General features: G+C 69.4%; 14 protein-coding genes and 3 pseudogenes. 13 read left to right on the top strand and 4 right to left on the bottom strand.

Going from position 1 to position 22,602, the window contains the following annotated elements; translation table 11 throughout:
- Positions 1-156: 156 nt before the first annotated feature.
- Positions 157-400, bottom strand: a pseudogene (gene cutA / locus AB0I77_RS16060) (divalent-cation tolerance protein CutA); the annotation flags it as partial.
- A gap of 200 nt (positions 401-600) precedes the next feature.
- Here cutA and AB0I77_RS16065 point away from each other — a divergent pair.
- Entirely contained in the window at positions 601-1,542 is a 942-nt protein-coding gene (locus AB0I77_RS16065; RefSeq protein ID WP_363283259.1) for an EcsC family protein, read from the top strand.
- A 46-nt stretch (positions 1,543-1,588) separates the two neighbouring features.
- On the opposite strand, the pseudogene AB0I77_RS16070 reads toward AB0I77_RS16065, so the two are convergent.
- A pseudogene (locus AB0I77_RS16070) lies at positions 1,589-2,078 on the bottom strand (IS5 family transposase); the annotation flags it as partial.
- 700 nt (positions 2,079-2,778) lie between these two features.
- On the opposite strand from AB0I77_RS16070, the gene AB0I77_RS16075 reads away from it, so the two are divergent.
- Positions 2,779-4,809, top strand: a complete 2,031-nt coding sequence (locus AB0I77_RS16075) for a recombinase family protein (protein WP_363283162.1) — start codon at positions 2,779-2,781, stop codon at positions 4,807-4,809.
- Here AB0I77_RS16075 and AB0I77_RS16080 read toward each other — a convergent pair.
- Positions 4,763-5,164: pseudogene (locus tag AB0I77_RS16080) on the bottom strand (DEAD/DEAH box helicase); the annotation flags it as partial. The gene AB0I77_RS16075 and the pseudogene AB0I77_RS16080 overlap by 47 nt on opposite strands.
- 284 nt (positions 5,165-5,448) lie before the next feature.
- Here AB0I77_RS16080 and AB0I77_RS16085 point away from each other — a divergent pair.
- From AB0I77_RS16085 to AB0I77_RS16115, 7 genes are all read left to right on the top strand, one after another.
- Complete coding sequence (locus AB0I77_RS16085; protein WP_363283163.1) at positions 5,449-7,158, top strand: DUF4192 family protein; 1,710 nt, start codon at positions 5,449-5,451, stop codon at positions 7,156-7,158.
- Positions 7,159-8,140: 982 nt separating this feature from the next.
- Positions 8,141-10,057: a glycogen debranching N-terminal domain-containing protein gene (locus AB0I77_RS16090; protein ID WP_363283260.1), complete on the top strand. Its 1,917-nt coding sequence runs from the start codon at positions 8,141-8,143 to the stop codon at positions 10,055-10,057.
- Between the two features lie 128 nt (positions 10,058-10,185).
- The gene (locus AB0I77_RS16095) at positions 10,186-10,944 is read left to right on the top strand and encodes an NUDIX hydrolase (protein ID WP_363283164.1); all 759 of its coding nucleotides are present in this window, start codon (positions 10,186-10,188) and stop codon (positions 10,942-10,944) included.
- Positions 10,945-11,045: 101 nt separating this feature from the next.
- Complete coding sequence (locus AB0I77_RS16100) at positions 11,046-12,920, top strand: ATP-binding cassette domain-containing protein (RefSeq protein WP_363283165.1); 1,875 nt, start codon at positions 11,046-11,048, stop codon at positions 12,918-12,920.
- Between the two features lie 163 nt (positions 12,921-13,083).
- Positions 13,084-13,971, top strand: coding sequence for an FCD domain-containing protein (locus tag AB0I77_RS16105; protein WP_363283166.1), 888 nt, complete (start codon positions 13,084-13,086; stop codon positions 13,969-13,971).
- 428 nt (positions 13,972-14,399) lie between these two features.
- Positions 14,400-15,938, top strand: coding sequence for an RNA polymerase sigma factor (locus tag AB0I77_RS16110; protein ID WP_363283167.1), 1,539 nt, complete (start codon positions 14,400-14,402; stop codon positions 15,936-15,938).
- Between the two features lie 121 nt (positions 15,939-16,059).
- Positions 16,060-16,908 (top strand): serine protease, encoded by an 849-nt coding sequence (locus AB0I77_RS16115; RefSeq protein ID WP_363283168.1) that lies wholly within the window; start codon positions 16,060-16,062, stop codon positions 16,906-16,908.
- Between the two features lie 123 nt (positions 16,909-17,031).
- Here the strand turns inward: AB0I77_RS16115 and AB0I77_RS16120 are convergent, their stop codons facing one another.
- Positions 17,032-17,262 (bottom strand): hypothetical protein, encoded by a 231-nt coding sequence (locus AB0I77_RS16120; RefSeq protein WP_155056247.1) that lies wholly within the window; start codon positions 17,260-17,262, stop codon positions 17,032-17,034.
- A gap of 450 nt (positions 17,263-17,712) precedes the next feature.
- Here AB0I77_RS16120 and AB0I77_RS16125 point away from each other — a divergent pair, with 450 nt between their 5' ends.
- The 4 genes from AB0I77_RS16125 (at position 17,713) to AB0I77_RS16140 (ending at position 22,598) form a co-directional block, all read left to right on the top strand.
- A complete protein-coding gene (locus AB0I77_RS16125; RefSeq protein WP_363283169.1) occupies positions 17,713-19,836 on the top strand; it encodes a DNA topoisomerase IV subunit B in 2,124 nt (707 codons plus the stop codon).
- Positions 19,837-20,239: 403 nt separating this feature from the next.
- Positions 20,240-20,764, top strand: coding sequence for a DUF1453 domain-containing protein (locus AB0I77_RS16130; protein WP_363283170.1), 525 nt, complete (start codon positions 20,240-20,242; stop codon positions 20,762-20,764).
- Positions 20,761-21,912, top strand: coding sequence for a histidine kinase (locus tag AB0I77_RS16135; protein WP_363283171.1), 1,152 nt, complete (start codon positions 20,761-20,763; stop codon positions 21,910-21,912). Before AB0I77_RS16130 ends, AB0I77_RS16135 begins: the two co-directional genes overlap by 4 nt.
- Complete coding sequence (locus AB0I77_RS16140; RefSeq protein WP_363283172.1) at positions 21,909-22,598, top strand: response regulator transcription factor; 690 nt, start codon at positions 21,909-21,911, stop codon at positions 22,596-22,598. Before AB0I77_RS16135 ends, AB0I77_RS16140 begins: the two co-directional genes overlap by 4 nt.
- Positions 22,599-22,602 lie beyond the last annotated feature (4 nt).

Genomic DNA, 22,602 nt, shown 5'->3' on the forward strand with positions numbered 1-22,602 from the left:
TGTCGTCTGTTCGCGTCCTCAGGTTCGTGCCGCACCAAGGCAGAAGTCGCCCAAGGCGCGAACGCGTCGCGCAGCACGTCAGCCCTTGGTCGTCTCCTCGACGACCCAGGACAGGTCAGCACCCGATCCGCCTGTCACAGGAAGAGTGACCCACTGCGGTACCTCGTACGAGTGCCTCTCGGACACCCACGCCTAATTTCGGCAGCCGGTCAGCGGTCGTCATGTACGAGATTCGCCACTCCCCAGCCGTTTCGATCTCGCTCTTCCACCAGTAGACGGCGGTTAACGGCGCGTCGATGTGAGCGCCCGCTGCCAGCTTGCTCTCAACCGCGCCCCGAGCCAGTGCCTTCGCCTGGTCCTCGTCGTCGATGGTCGTCTGCGCAATCACAACGTCGGTCATGCCAGTGCCTCTCAAGCAGGGGGTACCCGACCCTATCCAGCGGCTTCCCGGGGTGCCCGGGTACCAGATCACGAGATGACCAGAATGAGCGCGGACCCAATCCTGCCCTCGTTTGGGGAAGTAGGGAAGTGACCACCGGCGCCGCGGAACTCGGCAAGCGTGCCGCGAAATACCTTGAAAACCACCCACGGGCCCAATCGGTGGTTTCGCGTGGACAGGAAATCGCTGCCAAGGGCGCTCACAAGGTCAGCGCCGGGGCTCGCGGAGCCGCCGACGCCCTCCCGGACTGGAGCGGTGCTGCTTCTCAGTCCATACGGAAGACGGTGGGACGGGTCTCGCGAGCGGGACTCTCCTCCAAACGAGTGGTGGCGCGCCACAAGAAGTGCGGACACGACGTTGCCTCACTGGCCGACCTGCGCCGCCTCGACCTCCAGCAGATCGACGCTGTCCGTGGACGAGCAGCGAACTGGTACTACCCGGCCGGCGCAGCGCTCTCGGGAGCGGGCGCGGGACTGGTGATCTCCGGAGGACAGCTCGTCATCGCCGCCTCCGGCGGCGCCGCGGCAGCGCCTTCGGGAGGTGCGATCGTCGGCGCTTTTACTGCCGATACCGCAGTCGTCCTCGGACTCGCGTCCCGCGCCGTTGGCCAAGTCTCGCTGTTCTACGGCTACGACCCCGAAGAGCCTGCCGAGAAGCTCTTCGTGATGTCTGTCGTCAACGCCGGGACGGCGAGTTCGGCCACCGCCAAGAACGCCGCGATGGCCGACATCTCGCGGCTCACCCAAGCACTCTTCCGTGGCAAGACGTGGAAGACCCTGAACGAGGCGGTTGTCGCCAGGGTCTCCACGCAGTTCGCGAAGGCGTTCGGCTTTCGGCTCACCAAAGAGGGACTCGGCAAGGCCGTACCCGCGGTCGGGATCCTCGTCGGAGGCACCCTCAATTGGACCACTATGGAGGGGATCGTCGACGCCGCCGAGATGGCGTACCGGCGGCGGTTCCTCCTTGAGAAGTACCCGCATCTCGCCGACGAGGAGGCATCCGGGTCAGTTCCTGATGCCGGCCCTGACGTCCCGGACGACGCCGACGAGGCGATCAGTGTGCTTGGTGAGCTCGCCGAGGCGGGCGGACCCGATCTTCGCTGAACCGACGCGGTTCACATGCCCGCCGCGGGGCCAAGAAGGCGGGAATCGTTTGGTGGCCCTCGATCATGGGTTTCAGCCCTTCGCTGTCGTGGGTGTTGCCGGCCGAGAAACCGACGAGGAGGGGCAGTCCATTCGCGTCCGACAGGATGTGCATCTTGGAACCCGGCTTGCCCCGGTCCACGGGGCTCGGACCTGTGTGTTCGCCCCCTTTTTAGCCCGGACGTGGGCGGTGTCGAGGACCATGCGGGTGACGTCGATGAGGCCGGCGTCGTCGAGGCGGTGCAGTACGGCTTCGTGCAGGCGGCCCCAGACACCAGCTCTCGACCAGATCAGAAACCGGCGGTGGGCGGTCGACTTCGATATTCCGAAGCAGGGCGGCAGTTGGCGCCAGGCACAGCCTATGACGAGGACGTAGACGATGGCCGCGAACAGCGTCTCATCAGGGGTGCCTGCGTTCCGCCACCCTGCGGCCGTACCCTCGACGGCGGGATCAGCGGCTCGTCCGGGACAATCCAACTCCACGTACCCCGCCCCATGTTGAGTCAACGACCGCCTCACCACGTAGCACACGGTCTAACAGGAACTGTCCGTGGACTTCCCTGCGGGCGCGGAACATAGACCACGATCGCCGGTTAGCCAAACCGGCGATCGTGGCGACCATTGAGGGTGTTCGCAGCGGCTGTGCTTGGCGGTGGGGCCGTGGCGGACACAGTGGGCAGCGCCGCAAAGAAGCAAGGAGGAAATGAGCGGCTCCCGTCTGCTGCTGCCCTGAAATCCGCAGTGCCTGTTCGCTGATAGACAGCGATTCCTCCGCCGGGTAGGCGTGGGCTCCCGGCGTTGCCGATTCCGCTCTGTCGCCTCGCGCGCTCCTTCGCAAGGAACACCACATCATGTGCCGATCCGCGATATCCCCTGCCCTTTTTCGCCCCAGGCGGACAGGCCGGTCCGACTTGCTCGCCGACTCCGCGGCTATCCGCAATCGCGAGGTGGTGTCATGGCAGTAGCGGTTCGATTGAGTCCCGATCGAGAGGTGCTCAAGGCGGCAGATGACGCTGAATGTCCGGATCTGCCCGAGCCCTTGCTGAAGCGCCAACTTCCCCCCGGCGCCTACCGCCGCGTACTGGAGATCCTCTTCGAAACCCACGCTGACGATCGAGCTGCCTAAGATGACCATCACATGGGTGACCCCGGCGGTGTGCTACCACCCCGGGGTCTGGCCAGTCTTGGAGGACTGACATGTCGAAGAATCTCACAGGCGCCATAGCGGCCGCACTTCGAGCCACCAGCGCGAGACTCCGAGCTGTCGACTACCTGCGCGTCAGCACCGAAGAGCAGGTCAAGGGCTACGGCATCGCCTACACCGGCAAGCGCACCAAGAAGCACATCGCCAAAAAGGAGTGGGACCACGTCGGCACTTACGCTGACGAAGGATTCAGCGGCAGCCTCGAGGCCCACCAACGCCCCGACCTAAACCGCCTCATGCAGGATGCCCGACAGGTCCCCCGCCCCTTCGACGTCGTCTGCGTCCCCGAAGAGCGCGCCATCGGACGCGCCGGACGAGCCTTCTGGCCCTGGGTCTGGGAACTCGAAGACCTCGGAGTCTTCGTCGCCATCGTCAAGGGCGACTACGACAACACCACGGCCGAGGGCCGATCCCGGATGCGCAAAGCTGCCGACCGAGCCGAGGACGAGCGCGAGACCATCCGCGAGCGCACCCAAGGCGGCCTCCAGGAGAAGGCAGAGGAAGGCGGCTATATTGGCGGCAAAGTCCCCTACGGCTACCGCGTTATCAACAAGGGCATCAAGGGAGAGTCACGCCTCGCCATCGACGACTGCCAGGACTGCCACTCGGACTGCATCGTCAAGCACGAGGCGGACTGCCTCCGGGAAGGACGCAAGCACTACGTTGAGTTGCGCGACTGGGAAGAAGTCGCAAAGGCCCTCAATGCTGACGGCTACCGCAAGCGCAACGGAGAACCCTGGAGCTACCACTCCGCTCGACAGCAGCTCCTGAGCGACATCGTCCTGGAAGCTCGACAAGTTTTCCGGGGCTCGCACTGCGTCCAGCGCGACCCAGACAGCAACCCCATCTACGGAGAATCCGTCGTCATCAAGCTCGACCCAATCTTTACCCTGGAAGAGGTCACCGAACTTAAGAACGCCAGCAAAAAGCTCCCCCGCAAGCCGCCGACATCCCGTATCTACACGCTCAGCGGTCAGATCGTCAGCACCTGCGGAAAACGCTACGTCGGAGGAGGAAAGGGGCGCCGCGAAAAGCAGTACCGATGCCAGGGACGCACCGCCGCATACCCCGGCGCGCGTACCTGCGACTGTGTATACCTGCGCGCCGAACCAATTGAGGAAGAGGCGTGGAAAAAGGTCAAGAGCCTTCTCGGGGACTTGGACCAGCTCAAGGCGATGGCCGATGACTGGATCGGCGTTCGCTCAGGAAGCCGAGTCAACTTCGCTGAGCGCATCGCCGAACTGGACAAGCAGATCGCTACCCAGAAGAAGGCGGTCAACATCACGATCAGCATGACTGCGAAGCAGATTGTGACGGAAGAGGAAGACCTTTCAGAGGAAGAGGCCGAGAAGCGAGTCGCAGAGGTCGTTGCACCACTTCAGCAAGAGCTGGCCAAGCGCCAGAAGGACCGCTCTGACATCGCCTCCTGGCAGGAAGAATCCGACGCCGCCGGGGAACGGATCACGCAGCTCATCGACCTCGCCGAGTTGGCGAACCATCGCCTGCACAACATGCCTCTGCAGAAGCAGCACGAGTTCATGGTCTTGATCGAATCTGAAGTGACCATCATCGGAGACGTTCCTCAGGGCCGAAAAGGTCAGCCCTGTGCTCTCGCCGCTTGGTTCTCCGAGCGAGGGCTCGAAGTTCCCGTCTTGACCGATGAAGGGTGGGCGAAGGTCGCCCCGCTCGTTGACTGGAAGTCGCGAAACCTTGCCCCTCGCACGGTGCTGGCGGGAATCCTCTACAAGGTGCGGACCGACACTCCATGGAAGAACATCCCCTCGCTGTTTGGCAGTGCGGCGACGCTCCAGACGTATTGGACGCGGTGGAGGGAGTCGGGCTTCTTGGAGCAGGCGATGGGGGTCTTGGCCCAGGAGCGCAGCACGCCCCTCCCGGCTCAGCCGCCCCCGAAGATCAAGCTGCGGTGCCTGATAGAGCCCGAGACACTGCTGGAGTCCGAAGGCCGCTCAGGCGAGTCAGCCGCTCGGGGCTCACCAGCAGCACGTCGATCGTGCCCGCGGTGACTTCGGCCTGGATGGTCTCCCACTCCTCCGTGTTCGAGGAGTTGATCGTCCGGGCCCGGATACCGGCGCGGGCGGCCGCCTCGACCTGGTTGCGCATGAGCGCGAGCAACGGAGAGACGATCACGGTCGGCCCCGCGCCGCGCTCGCGCAGCAGGGCCGTCGCCACGAAGTACACCGCGGACTTGCCCCAGCCCGTGCGCTGCACGACGAGGGCCCGGCGCTTGTCGGCGACCAGCGCCTCGATCGCCCGCCACTGGTCCTCGCGCAGCCGGGCCGAGCCGGTGCCGTCCCCGACCAGCCGGGCGAGGACCGCATCGGCCGCCGCGTGCAATTCCGCGTTGCTCGTGTGCGTCATGCGTCCCATACAACAGGATGGCACTGACAGACGGGCTCGGCGTGGGCCTGGGCGGCGGCAGCGAGGGGGCTGCTCTGCCTCGTTTGCCAGTACCCGACGTCGAAATCCCGGGGTGGCCGCGCGGCCGGCCGGGAGTGACACCGGCCCAGTATGCCCGGCTCGGCGCAGGTGATCAGGTGCCTGAACAGGCAAAACACCGGTCCGCGAGCAGGGTTTGATGTGTCCCTGATCGGACTTATCCACAGGGTCAAGCGGAACCTCGCCATCCGCGAGATCGTCGGCACATGACGAATCACAGCGAAACGACTGGATCCGCCGGGAACGGCGACATCAGCGGACGTGACGGATACGAGGTGCAGGGCGGAACGGACACGGGCGACGAGCGTCGCGGAGCCGACGAGCACGTCGAGTGCGTGACGTACGACGCCCACGGAGGCGATCACCAGGTCACCCTGCGCACTCCCTCCGAACTGGCCGACGCCCTTCCGTATCTCCTGGGGTACCGCCCCGAGGACAGCATCGTCCTGGTCGCCCTCCACGACCGGGGTGGGCGTGGCCGGTTCGGAGGCCGGGCCCGGCTCGGCATTCCCACGAACGAAGACGACTGGGAGTCCGCCGCCCGGCAGTTGGCCCACGGGTTGATCATGGGCAGCGAGCGAAGGGGTGCCCGGCCCGAGCAGATGGTCGCCTACCTCTGCCAGGAACCGGCGAAGGGCGAGTCGGGGCAGCAGGTCATGCGGCGACTGACCCGGCTTGCCGGGTTGCTGCGCACCGAGTGCGGTCGGCTCGACGTGCCCGTGATCGAGGCGCTGTGCATTTCCGACGGCCGCTTTTGGTCGTACTGCTGCCCGAGCGAGGGGTGCTGTCCCGTCGAAGGGCTGCCGATGGGACTGCCCGGCACATCCGTGCTGGCTGCCGCAGCGGCCTACGCGGGACTCCAAGTGCGCGGCACATTGCGTGAGTTGCGGGCGAGGCTGCTGCCCTGGGAGACGGCCGCCGCGCTGGAACAGGAGATCGTCCTGGACACCACCAGCATGGCCCTGGTCCCCAGGATGCTCGACGAATGGAGCCGGGCGGCCGTGGCCGAGGAGACGATGGAACTCGCCGAGCGGCTCATGGCGCGGTTCGCCGAAGCACCGCCCGTCTCCGGCACGCTCCAGGCGGACCTGCGCGACGACGAACTGCTCGGCCATGAAGATGCGGCCACGCTGATCCTCGGCCTCCAGGACCGCGCGACACGTGACCGGGCGGCCGAGTGGATGGAGGGCGACGAAGCCGACCCGGCTCTGCGTCTGTGGCGCGCCCTGGCCCGCCGTTGCGTCGGGCCGTACGGCGAACACGCGGCAGCGCCGCTCACCCTCGTCGGCTGGGTCGCCTGGTCGAGCGGTGACGACATCGAGGCCAGGGAAGCGCTGGCCATGGCACTGGGCGCCGATCCTGATTACCTCTTCGCCCGTCTCCTGCACCAGGCCTGCAACGAAGGCCTCGACCCGGAGTCGATCCGCCACTGTCTACGTGCCGAACGCGAGGCGCGGATGGCGCGTGCGCGCTCGGGAGGCGGGCGGGAGGGTGCCGCCCTGGAGGCCGGAGCCGAGACACGGCACCAGGCCGAAGCGCCGACCCACCAGGAATCGGAAGTGTCCGCGGTGTCCGCGGAACAGGACGTGACCGACCCAGACGTGCCGCACCCGACGCCCTCCCCCGACGGGGCTTCCCGGCGCCGGCGCCGGACGCGTCCCAGCAGTCGCGCGGACGGATCCCTTCGTCCCGCGGAGGCGGGCGGACGACCGTCGGGGACGGAGGAATCCCACGCTCGCTCACGTCCGGCCGGCGGTACGCGTCCCGGCGCTGCGAGGAGGGGAGGGACGCGTCCACGTCCATCGGGGAAGGAAGGCGCACTGCCACGTCCCTCGGGGAAGCGCAGCGCGCGCCGGGGTGGCGCCTGCTCCGAGGGCGTGTGGCCGGGCGGTGATGCCACCGAGGGGGAGGCATGAGCAACTGCCGCATGAGCAACCACCGGAGGACGAGCGGCAGACGACGTGGGTTCGGTGGCCAAAAGCGGAGGGCGGCGCAGGGAGGCGGGACGTTCTCCCGGAGCCGGGCGATGGGCGAGCAGGCGCGGGGCGTGGTCGTTTCGTGGTCGTTTGAAGGACGGGGTGAGGCGTGGACAGGCGCGGATGGGCGGTTTTTTGGCGGGTGCGCGGGCTGATCAGGCGTCGTGGGGCGATTGTTCGATGCGTGTGCCTTCTGGCTGCGTGCGGTGGAGCGATTGTTCGGTGGGTGCGCGGGTCGGCTGCGTGTGGTGGACCGGATGTTCCGTGGACGCGCGAGTTGGACGGGCGCGGCCGGGAGGTCTTCGGCGGGCGCAGAGTCTGCGCTCTCCGTCCCACCGGCATTCGGTCGGCTTTCGTCGCGGGCGGGCGTGACTCCGGAGAGGTCCGTCCCGTTCACCTGAGTGGCGGAATGCCTGGACGGGCCGAGCCGCCGTACCGCCCTTGTCCCTCAGGAGCCCGCACCCCGCGCCCCACACGCCCGAGGCGCACAGAGCGCAGAGGAAGCCGCCCCTTGCATCAGCCGACTCCGCCCTCCGCCACCGACGACGACCGCACAGCGACCCGCGGCACACCCGCGACGGCCTGGGGCGGAGGCGCAGGCCCGCCGTGGGATCGGCCCTCGGGTTCACCTCCAGGCCAGGTCCAGCGAACCACCGTGCAGAAGCAGTTGCCCACAGGGCAGGACCAGAGCCCGCCCGCATGGGCGGGTCCCCATCGGGGTCCGCCCGCGCTCACGGGATCGAACCAACCGCCGCCCTTGGAACCTCGCCGAGGTCCCGGTGCGCCGACTGCCCAGGGCCGGTCTCCGTCCCCGACCACCGGGCGCCGTCCGCCGCCGCCCGGCCAGGAAGGCCGTCCGGCGCCGGCTTCGTCCCTGGTTCCCCGCCGCTCGGTCGACCTCCCACCTGCCCACACCGCTCTCATCAGCGTCGCGCTCCCGGGTCTGGCCATCTCCACGGACCAGGGGCAGTTGACCGGCCAAGGATTGGAGGGGTTCTACCGAGCGGGCCGCCGGGTGCTCTCCCGGTGCCAGGTACGCATCGCCGGACGCGAACCGCTCGCCGTTCAGGCCCTGACGACCGCGGCGGACCGTGCACGCTTCGTGGGAACGCTGCGGGCTTCCCCCGGTGCGGGTCCGGACCCGGACGTCGTGGTCGAACGGACCCGTCACGCGGACGGCACGGAACGCATCACGCTTCACAGCGCTGCCCCCCGCCCCCTGCGCCTGCCGGTCGAGGTGGCCCTCGGCACCGACCTGGCGGACCTGGGCGCGATCGCGTCGGGCCGTGCGGGACGCGAACTGCCTGCCAGCGTGCACGACTCCGGCCTGCGCTGGTCCTGCGCCGACGGGAGTGCGTCGGTCACGGCCGACCCGCCGCCCACCGACGCCCTGGCCTCCGCGGGGCTGCTGCGTTGGGAGTTCGAGCTGCCCCCGGGCGGTACGGCGAGCGTGGAGCTGCGGATACGGGCGGACGGCGCGGGACCCGTCCGCGCCGTGGGGCGCTCGGCGACGAGCCCCTTGTCTCCGGCACGGGCGACAGGGGATCACCTGGGTGTCCGGGCGCTCCTGCACACGAGCACCGAGGACCTCCAGGCGCTGCTGCTGCGCGACCCGGCGCACCCCAGCGACACGCACCTGGCCGCGGGAGTGCCCTGGCGCTGTGGCATGGCACCGGCCGAGGCGCTCGCGGCGGCCCGGATGGCGCTGCCTTTGGGCACACGCCTCGCCGTCGGCACGCTGCGCACCCTCGCGCGGACGCAATATCCGGGCCCTGGGTCGCAGTCGGGCATGATCCCCGGGCCGCGGAGGGACGCCGGAGCGCATCTGCCACCCCGCTGTACGGGCACGGAGGCCACCCTGCTCTTCCCCGTACTGCTCGCGGAGGCCCGCCGTTGGGGCCTCCCGCATCGGGAGACGGAGGAGCTGTTGCCGACGGCCGAGCGCTGTCTGACCTGGCTGCGGACGGCCGTGGGCGATGGGACGTATCTGTGCGACCCACACCCGGGCGGTCCCGTCCGCTGCGAGACGCAGGCCCATGCCCACCGAGCGGCACTCCTCGGCGCCGACCTGCTCGACGCGTGCCGCAGACCGGGTGGCGCAGAGTTGCGGCAGTGGGCCCAGAAGCTGCGGACGGCGTTCCGCGAGGACTTCTGGGTCGAGGACCGCGGCGGCGGCCGGCCGGCCGCCGCCCGAGCCCCGGACGGGCGCCTCGTGTCGCAGCTCGGTGCCCCAGCCGCCCATCTGCTCGACACCGGTCTGCTGGGCGGGGGCGAGCAGGCGCCCGGATTGCTCGACCGGGTACAGACCGAACAACTCGCCCGGCTGCTCGGGAGCCCTGCCCTGGACTCCGGTTGGGGCCTGCGCGGACTGGGCGCGAAGGAGGCGGGCTACAACCCGTTCGGACACCGCTCCGGTGCCGTGCGGGTCCAGGAAACGGCGGTCGCCGTCGCCGGTCTGGCGGCGGCCGGCTACGAGAAGGAGGCAGTTTCGCTGCTGCGAGGCGTACTGGCGGCGGCCGAGAGCTTCGGCCATCGGCTCCCCGAGATGTACGCGGGGGAGCAGCGGACCGACGGGAGCGCACCGCTTCCCCATCCGGCGGCCTGCCGTCCCTCGGCCACGGCGGCGGCCGCCGGGGTCCTGCTGCTGACCACTCTCGTGGGAATACGCCCCGACGCCCCGGCCCGGACGGTCACGCTGCGCCCGGTGCGCAGCGCGCCCCTCGGCGAGATCGGCCTGACCGGTCTGCGGGTCGCGGGCGCGCCCTTCTCCGTGCGGGTCAGCCGGCTCGGCCTCGCCATGGTCGAGGAGGCGGCCGACGGGCTGCAACTGGGGGCGTGACCTCGGATGACGTGACACTGGACGACGACTGGAACGAAGGGCGAGCCCTGTCGGACGGCAGTGGATCAGTCGCCGATACAGCCGACGAAGGGCGTGTTTATCGTCAGGCAGACGACTATGATCGCGGCATGCCCTACGACCCGTCAGCTTTTCCGCCCTTCGCCGTCACCGTGGACCTGGTCGTGCTGACCGTGCGCCGCCATGCCCTGTGCGCGCTGGCGGTGCGCAGGGGCGAGCCGCCGTTCCAGGGGCGCTGGGCGCTTCCCGGCGGCTTTGTACGGGCCGACGAGGATCTGGCGCAGGCGGCGGCGCGCGAGCTGGCTGAGGAGACCGGACTGCGCGCCCACGACCCATCCGTACCGGTTCAGGACAACGGCGCCCATCTGGAACAGCTCGCGACCTACGGCGACCCCAAGCGTGATCCCCGGATGCGTGTGGTCAGCGTCGCCCACCTCGCCCTCGCCCCCGACCTGCCCGCTCCCCGGGCGGGCGGCGACGCCAGCAACGCGCGCTGGGCGCCCGTCGAGGAGCTGCTCAAGCAGGGCGGTTACGGGCGCGACGGCGACCCGGTCGCACCGCTCGCCTTCGACCACGCGCAGATCCTCTCAGACGGCGTGGAGCGTGCTCGCTCCAAGATCGAGTACTCGTCGCTGGCCACCGCGTTCTGCCCGCCCGAGTTCACCGTCGGCGAGCTGCGCCGCGTCTACGAGGCGGTGTGGGGCGTGGCGCTCGATCCGCGCAACTTCCACCGCAAGGTGACGGGCACACCCGGCTTCCTCGTTCCCACCGGCGGTACGACCACGCGCCAGGGCGGCCGGCCGGCCCAGCTCTTCCGCGCCGGCGGCGCGACCCTGCTCAACCCGCCCATGCTGCGCCCCGAGGTGTGACACCGGAGCACGGACGAAGGAGGCCGAAGGTGTCCTCGCCCGTTGCGCTGCGGGCCTTGCGGTACCCGAAAAACCGGACATAGCGCGCTATCTTGCTGTGAGTGATCCAGGCCTTCGGACTGACCAGCAACACCCGCAAGGACATTCCGCCCGCTGTCGACGACGTCTCCTTCGAAGCGCGCGCAGGCCATGTCACCGCACTCCTCGGAGCGTCGGGCGCGGGCAAGACGACGGTGCTCAGGCTGATGCTCGAACTTCAACAGGGCCGTGGCCTCACCTGCTTCAGAGGTCGCCCCCTGCATCGCATCGCCCACCCGTCGCGGGAAGTCGGCGTGCTCCTGGGTGATGTGCCAGGCCATCCCGCCCGTACGATCCGTGGCCATCTGCGCATGCTGTGCGCCGCGGCGGGCGTCCCGGTCCGGCGTGCCGATGAGGTCCTTGAAGTGGTCGGCCTCGTCAGCCTGCGCGAGGAACGGCTCGGCACCCTGTCGCGCGGCATGGACCGCCGCCTCGGTCTGGCCTGCGCCCTGCTGCCCGATCCTCACACCCTCGTGCTCGACGATCCCGCCGACGGGCTGTCCACCCGCGAATGCCACTGGCTTCACGGCATGCTGCGGGCCCACGCGGCCCAGGGCGGCACGGTCCTGATCACCACGGCCGACCCCAAGGAGGCCGCACGCACCGCTGACCGCGTCGTCACTCTGGACAAGGGCAGACTCGTCGCCGACCAGGACGCCGCGGACTTCGCCCGCACCAGGCTGCGTCCCCGCGTCGCCGTCCGCAGCCCCCACGCAGCCCGCCTCGCGGCCCTGCTCACCAAGGAGGCCCGTACCGCTCAGCGCTCCGTAGAGGTCGTACGGGAGGAGGGTAATCGCCTGTCCGTGTACGGCAGTACGTGCGCCCACGTCGGCGAGACGGCCTTCCGGCACGGCGTCCTCGTCCATCAACTCGCGGACGAGATCGGGGACATGGGACCAGGGGCGGTTTCGCACCCCTCGGAAGCCGCACCTGTGACCGAGGGAACGCAACCGGACGCCGCGGCGCAGCGATCCGCCACGCTTCCCGTGACCGGTGAAGCCGGACTCCCCGCCGGCACGGTCGAGGGGGAGATCCCGACCCCCGCCCGGGGAACCGCTCGCTCTGTCGAAGCCATCAAGGCCGCCGATCCGCTGTCCCCCCTCCCACCCCCCATTTCCGTCCGCTCCGCGCCCAGCCCGCTGCGCCCGCTGCGCTACGAACTGCGCCGCGCCGCCGGGATCGGCACCGGGTTCCTCACCGGCGCAGCCGTGCTCGCCACCTCCGCCCTCACCGCCGTACTCCTGGCGCGTATCGGACACACCCCGCAGCCGCGCCTGCTGGCCGCCTGGCCGCGGGAGCTGCCGTTGCCGCCCGCGGCCCTCGGCGCGGGACTGCTCGGGGCGCTCGCCTTCGGCGACGAGTTCCGCCACCCCGCCCTGGCGGCGGATCGCGGCACCGTGCCCCGCCGACTGGGGCTGCTCGCCGCGAAGCTCGCCGTGGCGGCGGCCACCGCGCTGATGCTGGCCGTCCTCACGGTGGGCTGCGACGCCGAAATGCTCTATCTCGTCTACGGACGGGAGCTCGGGGAAGTTCCCCCCGACTGGTGGTCGCTGAGCGTCAGTTGGATCGGACTCGTCGTCGGCTGCGCCTGGGCGGGTGTGCTGGCAGCGGGTGTCTTCCGGTCCACCACGGCCGGGCTCGCGGCGGTGGTGGCCGTTCCCGTCCTCGTCGTACCTCTCGTACAAGAGGCCTGGGAGGGGGCGTCCGTGCGGACGGCCGCCGGGTTTTCCGCGCGGTCGCGGGAGGTGTTCCTGCTGCAGTGGCCCTTCGGCGGAGAGCGCTATCTGTCGGCCGTCGCGCGCATGATCGTCCAACCCGTGGGCAGCGCGCTGACGTTGTCGCTCACCGCTCTGCTCTGCGCATATCTGCTCACGACCCTGCGAAGCAGGGTCCGATGACGACCGTCCGCGCCCTTCCCTGTGCCGCCCTGCGCGCAACTCCCCGGGGCAAGCCCATTTCTTTCCGATAAGGCGTCAATTGCGACGGGGTGAGCGATCACCCTTTCGTGTGCTTTTCACCAAAGACCTCAAGGGAGTTGGAGACGACGCCGACAAAGGATCCGTGAGTACCCTTGCGCACACCATGATGACCGCCGCCCGCTCCGCAGACTCCGGCCTCGCCGGCCCGGGCGAACTCGACCGCTACCCCTACGCGGAGGCCCGGACCGCCGACCGCGTCGCCGTCCCATCCTGGGAAGGCGCGGACCAGGAGCTGGGCCGCGTGGGCCGACGTGCCGCCGGAAGCCGCGGCCGCGGACTGCACGGCCAACTCGTCCAGCAGCTGGGCCAGATGATCGTCTCCGGTGACCTCGGCGCCGACCGTCCGCTGGTGCCCGAGGAGATCGGCCAGCGTTTCGAGGTCTCCCGCACCGTCGTCCGGGAATCGCTCCGCGTCCTGGAGGCCAAGGGCCTGGTCAGCGCCCGCCCGAATGTCGGCACGCGCGTGCGTCCCGTCAGTGACTGGAACCTCCTCGACCCGGACATCATCGAATGGCGGGCCTTCGGGCCACAGCGTGACGACCAGCGCCGTGAGCTGAGCGAGCTGCGCTGGACGATCGAGCCGCTCGCCGCTCGCCTCGCCGCGGGCCACGGGCGCGAGGAGGTCCAGCAGCGGCTCGCCGACATGGTCGAGATCATGGGCCACGCCATGGGGCAGGGCGACGCGCTCACCTTCTCCCGCGCCGACGCCGAGTTCCACTCCCTGCTGATCCAGGTCGCCGGCAACCGCATGCTCGAGCACCTTTCCGGGATCGTCTCGGCCGCCCTTCAGGTCTCCGGCGGCCCGATCGCCGGCTGTGACCGACCGAACGAGACGTCTGTGGCGCACCACGGCAGGATCGCCGACGCCCTCGCCGCCGGCGACGGCGCGGCGGCCGAGGCGGCCATGCGACAACTGCTGACGGTCCACCCCGAGGTGGAGCGCGTGGTGCCCGCGCCGCGCGAGCACTGACCGTGCGCCACGGGCGGCGCGGCCGGGTATGCCTCTCCCCTCCTGGGGCATCGCCCGGCCGGCGAACCGCCTCCCGTCGGACCCCGCAGGATCTTCAGCGATTCTGCGGGGTCCGACGGCGCGATGAGACGGTGGGACCATCAGGGCGCCCAGGTCGGGTCGGTGATTGTCCTTCTATGCCTGTGTCTGACATTTTTTGAGCGCTTATGGGGTGTGACTCGGGCCACGCAGATTGGGCGTAACGCTCGTGGAGACAGCGCGATGACCTAAGAGGTGACAGCCGCGGAGGGAATACGGACGCCGTTCAAGGCGCTGTGCATCTTCCCGGCCCCCGCCCGCGCCGTCGGCCCATCCCCAGGCCGGTGGTCGGCTCCTGTCCGTCATGGACGGGGCCGGAAGCCGTTTTCCAACGTTCCGAGAGGTTGTTCGTGTCGGCCAGCACATCCCGTACGCTCCCGCCGGAGATCGCCGAGTCCGTCTCTGTCATGGCGCTCATTGAGCGGGGAAAGGCTGAGGGGCAGATCGCCGGCGACGACGTGCGTCGGGCCTTCGAAGCTGACCAGATTCCGGCCACTCAGTGGAAGAACGTACTGCGCAGCCTCAACCAGATCCTCGAGGAAGAGGGTGTGACGCTGATGGTCAGTGCCGCGGAGCCCAAGCGCACCCGAAAGAGCGTCGCAGCGAAGAGTCCGGCCAAGCGCACCGCCACCAAGACGGTCGCGGCGAAGACGGTGACCGCCAAGAAGGCCACCGCCACCGCCACCGCCCCTCCGGCGGCACCCGCCCCCGAGGCCGCCGTCGAGGACGAGGCGACTGCCAAGAGGGCCGCCGCCAAGAAGGCGACCGCCAAGAAGGCGGCACCGAAGAAGACCGTCGCCAAGAAGACGGCGGCCAAGCAGACCACCGCCAAGAAGGACGACGCGGAAGTCCCGGAGGACGAGACCCTCGAGGAGACCAAGGGCGGCGCCGAGGAGCCCGAGGGCACCGAGAGTGCCGGCTTCGTGCTCTCCGACGACGACGAGGACGACGCGCCCGCCCAGCAGGTCGCCGCGGCCGGCGCCACCGCCGACCCGGTCAAGGACTACCTCAAGCAGATCGGCAAGGTTCCCCTCCTCAACGCCGAGCAGGAGGTCGAGCTCGCCAAGCGCATCGAGGCGGGCCTGTTCGCCGAGGACAAGCTGGCCAACGCCGACAAGCTGGCCCCGAAGCTCAAGCGCGAGCTGGAGATCATCGCCGAGGACGGCCGCCGCGCCAAGAACCACCTCCTGGAGGCCAACCTCCGCCTGGTGGTCTCCCTGGCCAAGCGCTACACCGGCCGCGGCATGCTCTTCCTGGACCTCATCCAGGAGGGCAACCTCGGTCTGATCCGCGCGGTCGAGAAGTTCGACTACACCAAGGGCTACAAGTTCTCCACGTACGCCACCTGGTGGATCCGTCAGGCGATCACCCGCGCGATGGCCGACCAGGCCCGCACCATCCGTATCCCGGTGCACATGGTCGAGGTCATCAACAAGCTCGCGCGCGTGCAGCGCCAGATGCTCCAGGACCTGGGCCGCGAGCCCACCCCGGAGGAGCTGGCCAAGGAACTCGACATGACCCCGGAGAAGGTCATCGAGGTCCAGAAGTACGGCCGCGAGCCCATCTCGCTGCACACTCCGCTCGGTGAGGACGGCGACAGCGAGTTCGGTGACCTCATTGAGGACTCCGAGGCGGTCGTTCCGGCTGACGCGGTCAGCTTCACGCTCCTCCAGGAGCAGCTGCACTCCGTCCTGGACACCCTGTCCGAGCGTGAGGCGGGCGTCGTCTCCATGCGCTTCGGTCTCACCGACGGTCAGCCGAAGACCCTCGACGAGATCGGCAAGGTGTACGGCGTCACGCGCGAGCGCATCCGCCAGATCGAGTCCAAGACCATGTCGAAGCTGCGCCACCCGTCGCGTTCCCAGGTGCTGCGCGACTACCTCGACTAGGTCACCGTCGTACGGCATCGAAGGCCCGGTCCCCGAGAGGGGGCCGGGCCTTCGTGCTGCGGGCCGCGATGCTCTGCATGACTCTGGGTGTCCGATCACCACCCCGGAGTGAGGAGTACGCATGCGATGTCGCATCGCGCGGGCGCTGGCCCGGCCGCTGATTCTGGCCGCCGCCGCTGCGGCCATACCGCTGGTGTCCGCCGCCCCCGTGGGCGCCGACAGCATCGTCGTAGGCGGTTTCCCGGTCGACGTGTCCGAGAGCCCGTGGACGGTGGCGCTGTCCAGCCGTGACCGGTTCGGGGGTACGCGTGCGGGGCAGTTCTGCGGCGGTGTGGCGGTCGGCCGCTCCACCGTGCTCACCGCGGCCCACTGCGTGGCCGAGGAGGTGCTGGGCACGCCCCCGGACAGCGTTCCCGATTTCAAGGTCATCGCGGGACGTACGGACCTCTTCTCCGACCAGGGCCAGGAAGTCCCGGTACGCGACACCTGGGTGAACCCGGGTTACGACGGCGTGAGCAACTCCGGGGACTTCGCCGTGCTCACCCTCGCCGAGCCCTTGCCGCAGGGTTCGGTCATCGCCATGGCGGCTGCCGGCGATCCGGCGTACGAACCGGGGACGGGTGCCGTGGTGTACGGCTGGGGTGATGCCACGGGCGGCGGCGACTACGAGCACGCTCTGCGGGCGGCACACGTGCGGGTGCTGCCCGACGCGCTCTGCGAGGAGGCTTATCCGGGCAGTGCCGACGGCATGTATCTCGCCGACATCATGGTGTGTGCCGGGGACGAGGAGGGGGGCCGCGATGCCTGCCAGGGGGACAGCGGGGGGCCGCTGGTCGCCCGCGGGAAGCTGATCGGGCTCGTGTCCTGGGGGAGCGGCTGTGGTCGCGCGGGCAGCCCTGGCGTCTACACGCGTGTGTCCGACGTCATGCGAGCGCTGGACTGGGACGGACCGGGGCAGGGGGGCGTATGAGGGCGCCTGGCAGCCGCTGAGGGCTCCGATCGGGCACAAGCACGGGCGGCTGCTCCTGAGGGCAGGAGCAGCCGCCCGTAAAACCGGCCTGTGCCGGAGCTGGCTCGTCGTGGATGCGAGGTGTCAGCGCTCTTCTTCGGAGGCGGACGCCGGGGCGGCCGTCAACCGCTCCGTCTCGTCCTGTATCTCAGCGGCGATCTTCTTGAGTTCCGGCTCGAACTTGCGGCCGTGGTGGGCGCAGAAGAGCAGTTCTCCGCCGCTCAGCAGGACGACGCGCAGGTATGCCTGGGCGCCGCAGCGGTCGCAGCGATCGGCGGCCGTCAGCGGGCTCGCGGGGGTCAGAACAGTAGTCACGTCGCCTCTTCTCTAGCTCGACGAGCTGTCGTACCAGGGTCAACATCCAACCAGCCCGAAAACGTTCCCGCTCGTGGCTTTTCCTGGAAAAAATCTCTCCGGGCGGCTGTCTGCTGCCGGTTGGCGGCGAATGTGCCGTATTGCGTGTCTATGTGTCTTACGGGTTCGCGCTGTCGGTCATTGTCAGGTCTGTCAGATCCTCCCGGCTGGGTTGCCGGTTGTTCATGAGGACGTGCCCGGAGCCTAAATGGTTCATGCCTGGAAGGGAACGTGATATGTACTTCACTCAATCGAGGGATCGAACATGCATGCGACCCTGGACTAGTGTGAGCTTCAGACGAGGGTGGCGTTACAACGGCTCTACCAGGCCTCGGTACCCTCTGAGCGGCTACCGAAGCCGTGCCCTTACCCAGAAGGGCCCCACCTGAAATTCAGCGAGGAGCGAACCGCGTGACCGCCGAGACGTCCGTGCCGTCCACAGCGCTGCTGGCAGGAGCAGACCGGGACGGTTCCAACTACACCGCGCGGCACCTGCTCGTCCTTGAGGGGCTTGAAGCCGTGCGCAAGCGCCCTGGTATGTACATCGGGTCGACCGACAGCCGCGGTCTGATGCACTGCCTGTGGGAGATCATCGACAACTCCGTCGATGAGGCCCTGGGCGGCTACTGCGACCACATCGAGGTGATTCTCCACGACGACGGCTCGGTCGAGGTCCGGGACAACGGCCGCGGCATCCCGGTCGATGTCGAGCCCAAGACCGGCCTCTCCGGTGTCGAGGTCGTCATGACCAAGCTGCACGCCGGCGGCAAGTTCGGGGGCGGCTCGTACGCGGCCTCCGGCGGTCTGCACGGCGTGGGCGCCTCGGTGGTGAACGCCCTGTCCGCCCGGCTGGACATCGAGGTGGACCGCGGCGGGCACACTCACGCCATCAGCTTCCGGCGCGGCACTCCCGGAGCCTTCGCCACGGTGGGTGCCGAAGCCAAGTTCGAGGCCGCCAGCGGCCTGCGTAAGGCCAAGAGGATCCCCAAGACCCGCACCGGCACGCGCGTGCGGTACTGGGCCGATCGACAGATCTTCCTCAAGGACGCCAAGCTCTCCCTGGACAACCTGCACCAGCGCGCTCGGCAGACCGCGTTCCTGGTCCCCGGCCTGACCATCGTCGTCCGCGACGAATACGGCCTCGGCGAGGGCGGCAGCAAGGGCGAGGAGTCCTTCCGCTTCGACGGCGGGATCAGCGAGTTCTGCGAGTACCTGGCGAGCGACAAGCCGGTCTGCGACGTCCTCCGCCTCTCCGGCCAGGGCAGCTTCAAGGAGACCGTCCCGGTCCTGGACGACCACGGCCAGATGACGCCCACAGAGGTCACCCGTGAGCTCGGCGTGGATGTCGCGATGCGCTGGGGCACCGGCTACGACACGAACCTCAAGTCGTTCGTCAACATCATCGCCACGCCCAAGGGCGGCACCCACGTCGCGGGCTTCGAGCAGGCCGTCGCCAAGACGATGAACGAGGTGCTGCGCGCGAAGAAGCTCCTGCGCGTCGCCGAGGACGACATCGTCAAGGACGACGCCCTGGAGGGTCTCACCGCGGTCGTCACCGTCCGTCTCGCCGAGCCGCAGTTCGAGGGCCAGACCAAGGAGATTCTCGGCACCTCGGCGGCCCGCCGCATCGTGAGCACCGTGATCTCCAAGGAGCTCAAGGCGTTCCTCACCTCCACCAAGCGGGATGCCGCAGCCCAGGCCCGGGTGGTCATGGAGAAGGCCGTCGCCGCCGCCCGGACACGCATCGCGGCCCGGCAGCACAAGGACGCCCAGCGCCGGAAGACGGCCCTGGAGTCCTCGTCGCTGCCGGCCAAGCTCGCAGACTGCCGCAGCGACGACGTGGACCGCAGCGAGCTGTTCATCGTCGAGGGCGATTCCGCGCTCGGCACGGCGAAGCTCGCGCGGAACTCCGAGTTCCAGGCGTTGCTGCCGATCCGCGGCAAGATCCTCAACGTCCAGAAGTCGTCCGTCACGGACATGCTGAAGAACGTCGAGTGCGGTGCGATCATCCAGGTCATAGGAGCGGGATCCGGCCGTACCTTCGACATCGACGCGGCGCGCTACGGCAAGATCATCATGATGACCGACGCCGATGTGGACGGCTCGCACATCCGGTGCCTGCTCCTGACGCTGTTCCAGCGCTACATGCGGCCCATGGTCGAGGCGGGCCGGGTGTTCGCCGCGGTGCCGCCGCTGCACCGCGTCGAGCTGATCCAGCCGAAGAAGGGCCAGGACAAGTACGTCTACACGTACTCGGACCGTGAGCTGCGCGAAAAGCTCCTGGAGTTCCAGAGCAAGGGGATTCGGTACAAGGATTCCATCCAGCGGTACAAGGGCCTCGGCGAGATGGACGCCGACCAGCTGGCCGAGACGACCATGGACCCGCGTCACCGCACCCTGCGCCGGGTCAACCTGTCCGACCTGGAGGCCGCCGAGCAGGTCTTCGATCTGCTGATGGGCAATGACGTGGCGCCGCGCAAGGAGTTCATCTCCGGCTCGGCGGCGACGCTGGACCGGTCGCGCATCGACGCCTAACCGCTGCGCCCGGCCCGGGCCGGTGTCGGCGGGGTGATCGAAGTCAGGTCGGAGCCAGGTGGACGAGAGGGATCGAGCCGCGGCGAGAGGGAGGGCGCGGTTCGATCCGCTGGTCGGGGAGTACCGGCCGACCAGTGTGCAGCCGACGGTCTGGAAGTACCGGCCGAACCCGTGCGCAGCCGACGGTCGATGAGTACAGGTCGGATCGCCGGGGGCGGATCGCCAGTGGTCGGATCGCCGGGCCGCCCGGGGTGTCTCCACCCGTGGGTGGAGCCCCTCGGCGTTCGGGGATCCACCCATGATCCACCCCGGCTCCGATCTGCCGACCTGTGGATTTCCGTAGCGTCGAAGGCGTCGGCAGCGCTCGCTGTCGGCATCGTCCTTCTTCGCTACGGAGGCTCTGATGCCCGGGCTCGTCAAAGCGTTGGTGATCGTAGCCGTGCTCGCCCTGGTGATCGTCCGGCAGTTCCGCCCGAGCCGGATCGACACCGACCGGCGCTGGTGGCTCATGCCCGTGATCCTGGCCGCTGTAGCGCTCCGCGAGCCCGACATCGTGGACGCCCACCACCACACGGCATCGGTCGCCCTGCTCTGCACCGAGCTGCTCACAGGGCTTGCCATCGGAGCCGGCTGGGCCTGGACCACCCGGATATGGGCGGAGCCGGACGGCGCGGTGTGGAGCAGGAGCACCAAGGCGAGCGGAGCCGTCTGGGGCGTGGGCATCGGATTGCGTGTCGGCCTCTTCGCACTCGGCGCGGCGCTCGGCGTGCGCCAGGACTCTTCCGCCCTGCTGCTCGCCCTGGCGGCCACGCTGCTGGTCCGTGCCGGGATCCTCGCCTGGCGGGCTCAGTCCCTGCACCCGGCTGCTGCGCCGACCACGGCGTACGGTGACCCCATGTCCCGGCCCGCGGGGAAGGAACGCGTGTGACGGAGAACGCCTGGACACGCTGGCCCTCCCGGGAGGCACTCAGGCGCACGGAGACCTCGAGTGCCCGGCGTCTGATCGGGTGGGTGGTGCGGGCGGTGGTGCTCGGCATGCTCCTGTGGGGTGCCGTCACCGGCAGTCGCGTGCACGGGTGGGGTGCGCTAGGGGCGGCGGCCGGTGTCCTGCTGGCCGGGTTCGTCGCCTGGGCCCTGTATCGCACCACCCTCGCGCACCGGCTCGGGCCGTCCCTGGCGCTGCTCACCGTGCTTCTGGGGATCGCGGTCGCCGCCCAGGCCACCGGCTTCAGAGTTCCCGCCCTCGTCATCTGGTGCGGGTGCGCGGTCACCGCCTTGGAACGGCTGCCCGTCGTGGCCGCCCTGCCGGTGGCCTCGGTCGCCCTTACGTCGTACGCCGCTGTCAACGACGACGCATGGCTGACCACCGCGGCCACGACGGCCGGCCTCGCGCTCGCCGGCTATGTCCTGCGGCTGGACGCCGAGGCCCGCGGCCATGCCCAGCGGCTGCTCGCCCAGGAGCGGGCCGCGCGGGCGGCCGAGGCGGAGTCGGCGGCGCTCACGGAGCGGGCCCGCATCGCACGGGAGATCCACGACGTGCTGGCCCACAGTCTCTCGGCGCAGCTCGTACACCTGGAGGCGGCCCGGCTGCTGATCGAGCGGGGCGCAGAGCGGGAGCAGATCCTCGAGCGGGTGGTGGCGGCACGGGGAATGGCCCGCGACGGTCTCACCGAGACGCGGCAGGCGCTGTCGGCGCTGCGCGGGGAGCTGACCCCCCTGGAGGACTTCCTGACCCAGCTGGTCAGCACGGCCGACGGTGCCAAGGCCACCATTACGGGTGAGAGGAGACCGCTGCCGGCGGAGGCGTCCCAGGCCGTGCGCCGTGTCGCCCAGGAGGCCCTGACGAACGTCCGCAAGCATGCTCCGGGGGCCAAAGTCCGGGTGGGACTGGAGTACGGCGATCACCAAGTGACGCTGGTCGTGCGGGACTCGGGTGGTTCACCGGGCGAACTCACCGGGTCCGGGGCCGGATACGGTCTTCTGGGCATGCGGGAGCGTGCCGAGCTACTGGGCGGTTCGCTGGAGGCCGGGCCGGACGAGGAGGGGTTCGTGGTGATGCTGAAGGTGCCCGTATGACGCAGGAGGCGGAGCCCAAGCCCGCGCGTGTGGTGGTCGCGGACGACCAGACCGTGGTTCGCGAGGGCATCGTGATGTTGCTGGGTTTGCTGCCCGGGATCGAGGTCGTCGGCAGCGCGAGGGACGGGGACGAGGCGGTGAAGCTCGCCGCCGAACTCGCCCCGGATGTGGTGCTGATGGACCTGCGCATGCCCCGCTGCGACGGGGTGGAGGCGACCCGGCGCATCCGGGCGGAGCACCCCGGGACGCAGGTCGTGGTGCTGACGACGTACGCGGACGACGAGTCGTTGTTCCCGGCGCTGAAAGCCGGGGCGCGCGGCTATCTCACCAAGGACGCGGGAGGTGACGAGATCGTGCGGGCCGTGCGGAGCGTGCTGTCCGGGGACGCGGGGCTGTCACCGAGCATCCAACGGCGGCTGCTGGAGCGGCTGGCGGACCCCGAGCCGCCGGCGGCGCCCGCCGAGTCGCCGGACGGGCTCACCGCGCGGGAGACCGAAGTGCTGGCCCTCATCGCCGAAGGCCTCAGCAACCAGGAGATCGCCCGCAGGCTGCACGTCTCCACGGCGACCGTGAAGACCCACATCAACAACCTCTTCGCCAAGACGGGGCTCAGGGACCGTGCGCAGGCGGTGCGTTACGCGTATGCGAAGGGGCTTGTGCGGCCGCCGACGGGAGGAGTCACCTGATGGG

This window comes from Streptomyces sp. NPDC050619, from assembly GCF_040654815.1.
Classification (GTDB): Bacteria; Actinomycetota; Actinomycetes; order Streptomycetales; family Streptomycetaceae; genus Streptomyces.